Here is an 8,081-nt window from a genome sequence, read left to right as displayed (position 1 = left end):
CCCATTTCTTAGCGACTCCCCGCCCCGCTCACCCGCGTCACCGCCGCATTTTGCCGATTTTCCCACAGCACGGTCAGACCACGCTGCAGCGCGATAAAGATAAACAGCAAAATGCCGATGGCGATTTTCGTCCACCATGAGCTGAGGGTGCCGTCGAAGTTGATGTAGGTCTGAATCAGCCCCTGGATCGCCACCCCGAACAGCGTTCCCAGCACGGTACCGACGCCACCGCTTAGCAGCGTACCGCCGATCACCACCGAGGCAATCGCATCCAGCTCGACGCCGACGCCCGCCAGCGCATAGCCCGCCTGGGTATAAATGGAAAAGACGATCCCGGCCAGCGTCGCCAGTCCGGTGGAGAGCATATAGATACGGATCGTGGCGCTGCGAGTCGAAATCCCCATCAGATTCGCCGACATGGCGTTGCCGCCGATGGCATACACCTGGTTGCCAAAGCGGGTGCGATGGGCGACAAAAATACCGGCCACCACCACCAGCAGCATCAGCAGTCCCATGGCGCTGAGACGACCGCCGCCGGGAATGGTCCATGCCAGCCCGGACAGGGTGTCGTACACTGGGTGGTTAATCGGAATCGACTCCTCTGACACCAGATAGCTCACGCCGCGCAGGAAGAACATGCCGGCGAGGGTGATGATAAAGGCCGGGATCTTCAGGGCGTCAATCAGCAGCCCCATAAACGCGCCGAAGGCGCAGCCCATCACCAGCACCAGCGGAAAGGCCACCAGCGGCGAGATTCCCCAAAAGCCAATTGCTTTGGCGAGGAAGACGCCGGTAAAGGCGATCACCGACCCCACCGACAGATCGATCCCGCCGGAGAGGATCACAAAGGTCATGCCCACGGCGATGATCCCGAGGAAGGCGTTATCCGTCAGGATATTGCAGATCACCCGCGTTGAGGCAAAACCGGGGAACTGGGTCAGGCAGTAGAGGTAGCCCAGCACAAACACCGCAAGGGTGATCATCAATGGTAAATTACGTTTTATCATGGCCGCGTACCCCTTTCAGTAAACCGATAAAGCGCGGCGACTGGACAATCAGTACGCACAGCACCACCACCGCTTTCACCACCTGGTTGAGCTCCGGCGGGAAGCCGGAGAGCAAAATCCCGGTGTTCATTCCCTGGATAATCAGCGCCCCCACCACCGAGAGCAGCAGGTTAAAGCGCCCGCCCATCAGCGAGGCGCCGCCGATGACCACCGCCAGAATGGCGTCCAGCTCAAGCCATAGCCCGGCGTTATTGGCATCCGCGCCGCGAATGTCCGCCGCCACGATGATCCCGGCGATCGCCGCGCAGACGCCGCTCAGGACATAGGCCAGCATCACCACGATGCGGGTATTGACGCCGGCGTTTTTCGCCGCGCGGATGTTGATCCCTACCGCCTCAATAAACATGCCCAGCGCCGTTTTACGGGTAAACAGCCAGAACAGCAGCAGCGTAGCGGCGGCGACGATCACCGGCGTCGGAAACAGCAGAAACGATCCGCTGCCGAGCCATGCCAGGGCCGGGGAATCAAAGGTGACGATCTGCCCGGCGGTGATCAACTGCGCCACCCCGCGCCCGGCCACCATCAGGATCAGCGTCGCCACAAAGGGCTGGATCTTAAGGACCGCCACGAGGATGCCGTTCCACAATCCGGCCAGCGCGCCCGCGGCCAGCGCGGCCAACAGCACCACCGGCAGGCTGTGCCCGGCGACGGTCATCGAGGCGGCCGTCGCGCCGGCAATCGCCATCACCGCCCCTACCGACAGGTCGATGCCGCCGGTGGCGATCACCAGCGTCATGCCGATCGCCAGCAGCGCCACCGGCGCGGCGCGGTTGAGATATCGATCGGGCTGCCAAACAGGCGGCCATCCTGGAGCACCACCTGATAAAAATGGGGCGCCACCAGGCTGTCTACCAGCAGAACCAGCAGCAGGGCAATAATCTGCGGGGTGCCCTTCGGCCAGGTGAAGCGTCGCTTCTCCGGGCCGGTTTGCGAAAGAGATCGAGGCATCATGGGTTACTCCTTATGCCGCAATAGCGTTCATGATCGCCGGAACAGAGAGCTCGGCGAGCGGGATCTCCGCCACTTGTCGGCGATCGCGCAGGATAATGACCCGATCGGCGTAACCCACCAGCTCCTCCAGTTCAGAAGAGATAACCAGCAGCGCCAGGCCATCGGCGCAGAGGGTTTCAATCAGGCGAATAATTTCCGCATGGGCGCCGACGTCGATGCCGCGGGTCGGCTCATCGAGGATCAGGAACTGCGGTTTGGTCAGCAGCCAGCGGGAGAGCAACACCTTCTGCTGGTTGCCGCCGGAGAGAAACTCGATCGGCTGCTCGGCGCTCGGGGTACGGATCCCCAGCTGGCGAATAAAGCGCTCGGCGATCTCATTCTGCTCCCGGCGGGGGATCGGCCGCAGCCAGCCGCGCTGCGCCTGCAGGGCCAGAACGATATTTTCCCGCACCGAAGCGGCGGCGATAATGCCGTCGGTTTTGCGATCTTCAGGACAGAAGCCGATCCCGAGGCAGGAAGCCTGATGCGGGGAGCGCAGGGTCTGAGGTTTGCCTTTGATCCACGCCTTCCCGCTGTCCGCCGTTTTAATGCCGAAGATCACCTCGGCGGTTTCCGTGCGTCCGGAACCCAGCAGGCCGGCGAGGCCTACAATTTCTCCCGGGCGGACCTGCAGGTCGAACGGGGCGATGGTTCCTTTTTTACCGTAGCCTTCAAACGCCGCTACCGGTTTATCGCTCAGCAGGGTACGGCCCGCCCGCTGCAGGGCATTGTGGTCCAGTTCGCGACCCAGCATCATTTTCACCAGCTCAATCTGCGGCAGCTCGCGGGTCTCACGGCAGCCCACAAATGTGCCGTTACGCAGCACGGTGATGCGGTCGCTGACCGCATAGACCTGGTCGAGAAAATGGGTGACGAAGATCAGGCTGACGCCGTTATCCCTGAGCTGGCGCATCAGGGTGAACAGCATCTCCACCTCCTGGGTATCGAGGCTGGCGGTGGGCTCGTCGAGGATCAGCACCTTGGCCGACAGGTCGATGGCCCGACAGATAGCGACGATCTGCTGCATCGCCACCGAAAAGCGGTTCAGCGGCTCGCGCACGTCGAGGGAAAAGCCGTAGGAGGCCATCAGCGCCGTCGCCCTGGCCTCCATCTCTTTACGTCGCAGCAGACCAAACCGCCGCGGCTCACGGCCGATGAACAGGTTATCCGCCACCGACATATTGGGCAGCAGGTTCACTTCCTGGTAGACGGTGCCGATCCCCAGCTGCTGGGCATGGGCGGTATTTTTGGGCGAAATAGCCTGGCCTTCCAGCCAGATAGTGCCGCGATCGGCATGGTAAACGCCGGTCAGCGCTTTGATCAGCGTCGATTTTCCGGCGCCGTTTTCGCCCAACAGGGCCATGATTTCGCCGCGCCGCAGGCTAAAGTTGACGTTATCCAGCGCCTTAACGCCGGGGAAGAATTTACTAAGTCCTTCGGTGCGAAGGATCTCCTGGTGTGCCTCGGCGCTCATAATCGATGTCACCTTCAAATGATGTCAGGTTACCCCGGGTCGCGCTGGGCTTCCCGGGGTTTCTGGAACGCTGCTTTTTACCCTCTCCCACCGGGGAGAGGGATGGAATGAGGGGCTCCCCACTCAGTAGCCCATATTTTTCTTCTTCTCTAACTCTTCTTTCGCCGTATCCGGCAGATACAGCGTCGATTTGGTAATGGTCAGCTTCTCCGGCAGGGTGCCGTCTTTTTTGTATTTCTCCAGCGCATCGAACGCCGGGCCGGCCATATTTGGCGTCAGCTCGACGCTGGCGTTGGCTTCTCCGGCGATCATCGCTTTATAGATATCCGGCACGCCGTCGATGGAGCCGGTCAGAATATCTTTGCCCGGCTTCAGGCCAGCTTCTTTAATGGCCTGGATGGCGCCGATGGCCATATCGTCGTTATGAGCGAACACCATGCAGATGTTTTTGCCGTTATTCTCAGCTTTGATAAAGCTCTCCATGACCTCTTTCCCTTTACTGCGGGTGAAGTCGCCGGACTGGGAGCGGATAATTTTGATATTCGACGCTTTGGCAATCGCGTCGGCGAAGCCTTTCTTACGATCGATGGCCACGCTGGCCCCAACGGTGCCCTGCAGTTCAACGACGTTACACGGCTTACCGTCGACGGTTTTCACCAGCCAGTCGCCAATCAGCTGGCCTTCCAGCACGTTGTTGGCGGTCACGGTGGTCATGTAGAGATCTTTATCTTTAACATCAATGGAACGGTCGAGGAGGAAAACCGGGATCTTGGCCTCTTTCGCCTCTTTCAGCACCGGTTCCCAGCCGGTAGCCACCACCGGCGCAATGAAGATCGCGTCGACCCCTTGAGCAATAAAGGAACGTACTGCTTTGATCTGGTTTTCCTGTTTTTGCTGACCATCAGCGATCTTCAGGGTGATACCGCGCTTGGCGGCCTCCTCTTTCGCGACGCTGGTTTCCGCCGCACGCCAGCCGGATTCAGAACCGACCTGCGAAAAACCTACGGTTAGCGGGGCAGCTATCGCCATAGACGACATAGCTGCGGAAACTGCTGTGACAAGAAGTAAGCGCTTCCACATAAGGGTATCCTCGTAGGGTTATTGTTGGTTAAAGTCTCACCTGCGGACAAACTATAGACAATCGGTGATGTAACTGAATGCGTTACATCACACTTCAAAAAAGTAAATGAGATGTTAATGATGGCCCTACTGCCCAGCGGAGAGCCGATAAGGCTTCGCAGGGAGCGCGGCTGTTGCGGTTTATGACGTTTTTTTAAGCAGTATGATAAATCAATCACATGCAATGAAAACGGTTACATAAATTTATTCATGATGTGGCTATGTTTATGGATTTTCATGTCATTATTACGCGAAAAATTCGGAGCACTCTGCGGCGATATCGGGAAAAAGAAGCGAAGACTTTCGATGTGAGTTGGCTATAATACCGAGCACTTGTTTGCCATACATTTTAAAGGAAACAGACATGAGCTTACTCAACGTACCTGCGGGCAAAGATCTGCCGGAAGACATCTACGTCGTGATCGAAATCCCGGCGAACGCAGATCCTATCAAATACGAAGTCGACAAAGAGAGCGGTGCACTGTTCGTTGACCGTTTCATGTCCACGGCAATGTTCTATCCGTGCAACTACGGCTACATCAACCACACCCTGTCCCTGGACGGCGACCCGGTTGACGTGCTGGTCCCGACTCCGTACCCGCTGCAGCCGGGCTCCGTGATCCGCTGCCGTCCGGTTGGCGTTCTGAAGATGACCGACGAATCTGGTGAAGATGCGAAACTGGTTGCCGTACCGCACACCAAGCTGAGCAAAGAATACGATCACATCAACGATGTGAACGACCTGCCGGAACTGCTGAAAGCCCAGATCACTCATTTCTTTGAGCACTACAAAGATCTGGAAAAAGGCAAGTGGGTTAAAGTCGACGGTTGGGACAACGCGGAAGCGGCGAAAGCCGAAATCGTTGCCTCTTTCGAGCGCGCTAAGCAGAAGTAATTCTGTCTCAGGCAGGGTCATCCCCTGCCTGATTGCGGCACGGATAGCCGCGATAACACCATGGAGGGTGTCCCGTGAAAAGCGTTCGCTATTTCCCCCTTAACTTTTTTGGCTTCACGCCCGCCGCCTGTGAAAAACAGGGGTATCTGCGCCTTATCGCCGGCGACCATGTCTTTTATACCGATAAACGCTATTTTAACGACCCCTCGCTTTTTGACCACCTGACGATCAATCAGCCTCTGCACCTTGGCGTCCGCCGCCTGGACAACGGCAGTTACTGGATCCACTGGCTCAGCGATGGCGAAACGCTCCTTGAGCCCAGTCAACGGGTAAAGCGCTGGGCCCGGCCGCTGCTGAGTATCAGCCTGCTGACGCTCATCGTCGCTCTTATCCCGCTCATGATGAGCACCTCAGAATGGGGAAGGTTCGGCTTCGGCATTATCGCGATACTGGCCTTCATCGCGTTGTTAACCGGCCTCTGCGAGCTACTGTTCCACCGGGCGCTAAAAATGCACCCCGCCATGCGCGATCTGTTGGCGAAGATGGCGCAGGCCCGCCGCCGCGACTTTTCCTTTTGCCAGCCGCTACCGACTACGGCGCAAACCCTCCGCCAGTCGGCGAAGCCTTTTACGCAAGCCCTGCCGGAACGCTATGCCGTCCGGACGGGAAAAATTAGCAATATCATTTTTAAGAAGTGGTTCGCGGGGAACCCAACGCGGGAATACCATGGCGTTGGGATACAATGCGACACGGCGCCGCTGGCCTTCTTCTGGCAGAACGGCTTCGCCAACTTCGGCCTGCATCCCTTTTTTTACCGCCGTCAACCGCCCTTTCTCGCTATCGGCGATCGGATAGTCGTCGTCTACCAACGGAAAGATAACGACGTCCAGGCGTTATACAACGTCAGCGACGGGGGCGCTTTTCTGAAAAATCATCCCTGTTATCCCGGTGACCGGCAAATGTCGCTAGTCTATAACCTGTTTTATGGCATGGTGCTGGTGATGTACCTCCTCATACTCGGCATGTCGCTAAATAACCCATACAAACCAGCCAGGGGATTTGGGTGGTTAATTCAGGATTCACTGGACATGCTGTCCCTATTATTACTCAGTTTCGGCGGGATCCTGGCGGTACTGGAGCTGATTGGCCCGACGGCCTGGTTATTGTCACACCGGGTGGCTGACTGGATGAAGATGCGCTCGGCGATGCGGCACTACCTGCAGGGAGCGGCCCGCCATACCGCGCTCGAGGAGATCATGTAATGTTCAGCACCCCAACACGACGATTATTATTCCTCGCGCTGACGACGTTGGCTTCCGCGATGTGGCTGGCGAAGGATCATCTCCCGCTCTGGTAAGGAGTGGGTCGGCAACGCGTGATACGTAAAACACCATCATTTCATCAAGGAAGGAACCTTGTGAAACAGACCCATTATTTCACCGTGAATTTTACCGGCTTCACCACTGCCGCCTCGGAAGAGCAAAGCTATTTACGCCTCATTGCAGGCGAGCATGCCTTTTATACCGATAAACGCCATTTTAAAGACCCCTCGCTTTTTGACCGTCTGAGGCTCGGCCAGCCGCTACATATCGGCACTTGCCGCCTAAAGGATGGCAGTTACTGGATCCACTGGTTAAGCGATGGCCACATTTTGCTCGAACCTTCCCGGCAGCCGCTGAGTATTAAAAAGCTTCTTCGACCTGTCGGCTTGGTCTTTTTTGTTTGCTTGATCATTCTCGCTTGTGCTCCATGGTTGGATATTTTTTTATTATTATGTTTTATCACAATGTTGGTGAATCCCTTCGGCATCTTCTCTTTTTGCTCTTGCAATTTCTCACTCAGGTTACGTGTTCTCAATGCGAAAATGCAGCGAACGAAGCAAGGCGATATTTCATTCTGTCAGCGTCTGGAAATTCTACCCGCTACTTCTGAAAGGCATCCACCATCGGCCAACAACGAGATAGCGCTGCCAAAAGAATTTGCGCTTGAAGAAGGCGTGATTCTGAATAGTTATTATCAAATATGGTTCGCTACGAGGGTAAGGCCTTATTTTATCAAAGAAGGCGCCTGTTTTCAGCTGGCGACTCGTCACTCGTTTTTTTCAGCGCGCTTGACCTGGCTGAGCGATGCCCTGAATAATCGTTGTCGCCCGCCATTTCTTGCCGATGGGGACTGGGTTATCGCCGCACGCCGGCATGGATACGATGATCTTCAGGCGTTATACAATGTCAGTGATGGCAGTGTTTATTTAAAAAATAGCCCCTTTCATCCCGGCAATCAGCAGATGGCATCAATTTATAAAATCGCGTACGGCCTCGTACTCATAGTGATGTTTTTTACGCTCACCATCAAACTGCACGACCCCATGCTTAATCTGGGCAGTTGGCCATTTTATCGTGAAATGCTTACCAGGCTGACAGGCACCCTGCTCCCGATTAACCTGCTGTTAATAGTGATGGAGTTTGTCCGTATGATTGCCCATCCCCTGTCACGTCGGGTGGCCGGTAGAGTGAAGGTACATCAGGCCATATTACGT

Annotated in this window: 6 protein-coding genes and 1 pseudogene; 3 read left to right on the top strand and 4 right to left on the bottom strand. The window is 56.5% G+C overall.

Annotated elements, in window-relative coordinates; translation table 11 throughout:
- Positions 1–8: 8 nt before the first annotated feature.
- The 4 genes and pseudogenes from yjfF to ytfQ form a co-directional block, all read right to left on the bottom strand.
- The gene (yjfF, locus tag HMPREF9538_RS16670) at positions 9–1,007 is read right to left on the bottom strand and encodes a galactofuranose ABC transporter, permease protein YjfF (RefSeq protein WP_004178367.1); all 999 of its coding nucleotides are present in this window, start codon (positions 1,005–1,007) and stop codon (positions 9–11) included.
- Positions 994–2,018, bottom strand: a pseudogene (gene ytfT, locus HMPREF9538_RS0127420) (galactofuranose ABC transporter, ATP-binding protein YtfT). The gene yjfF and the pseudogene ytfT overlap by 14 nt, the downstream one beginning before the upstream one ends.
- A gap of 10 nt (positions 2,019–2,028) precedes the next feature.
- Entirely contained in the window at positions 2,029–3,531 is a 1,503-nt protein-coding gene (gene ytfR / locus HMPREF9538_RS16675) for a galactofuranose ABC transporter, ATP-binding protein YtfR (RefSeq protein ID WP_004177669.1), read from the bottom strand.
- A 123-nt stretch (positions 3,532–3,654) separates the two neighbouring features.
- The gene (ytfQ, locus tag HMPREF9538_RS16685) at positions 3,655–4,611 is read right to left on the bottom strand and encodes a galactofuranose ABC transporter, galactofuranose-binding protein YtfQ (RefSeq protein ID WP_002886769.1); all 957 of its coding nucleotides are present in this window, start codon (positions 4,609–4,611) and stop codon (positions 3,655–3,657) included.
- A 403-nt stretch (positions 4,612–5,014) separates the two neighbouring features.
- Here ytfQ and ppa point away from each other — a divergent pair, with 403 nt between their 5' ends.
- The 3 genes from ppa to HMPREF9538_RS16700 form a co-directional block, all read left to right on the top strand.
- Complete coding sequence (ppa, locus tag HMPREF9538_RS16690; protein ID WP_002886766.1) at positions 5,015–5,545, top strand: inorganic diphosphatase; 531 nt, start codon at positions 5,015–5,017, stop codon at positions 5,543–5,545.
- Between the two features lie 74 nt (positions 5,546–5,619).
- On the top strand, positions 5,620–6,807 hold the full coding sequence (locus tag HMPREF9538_RS16695) for a hypothetical protein (RefSeq protein ID WP_009484745.1): 1,188 nt from the start codon (positions 5,620–5,622) through the stop codon (positions 6,805–6,807).
- Between the two features lie 155 nt (positions 6,808–6,962).
- A partial coding sequence (locus HMPREF9538_RS16700; RefSeq protein WP_009484744.1) for a hypothetical protein occupies positions 6,963–8,081 on the top strand: 1,119 nt, incomplete at its 3' end.

This window comes from Klebsiella sp. MS 92-3 (assembly GCF_000195655.1).
Classification (GTDB): domain Bacteria; phylum Pseudomonadota; class Gammaproteobacteria; order Enterobacterales; family Enterobacteriaceae; genus Klebsiella; species Klebsiella pneumoniae.
The sequence above is the reverse complement of the archived record's forward strand: the minus strand, read 5'-3'. Positions and strand labels throughout refer to the sequence as shown.

Bases quoted from the DNA above. Each gene is read 5' to 3' on its own strand.
- yjfF (WP_004178367.1), bottom strand. From the start codon at position 1,007: ATGATAAAACGTAATTTACCATTGATGATCACCCTTGCGGTGTTTGTG.
- ytfR (WP_004177669.1), bottom strand. From the start codon at position 3,531: ATGAGCGCCGAGGCACACCAGGAGATCCTTCGCACCGAAGGACTTAGT.
- ytfQ (WP_002886769.1), bottom strand. From the start codon at position 4,611: ATGTGGAAGCGCTTACTTCTTGTCACAGCAGTTTCCGCAGCTATGTCG.
- ppa (WP_002886766.1), top strand. From the start codon at position 5,015: ATGAGCTTACTCAACGTACCTGCGGGCAAAGATCTGCCGGAAGACATC.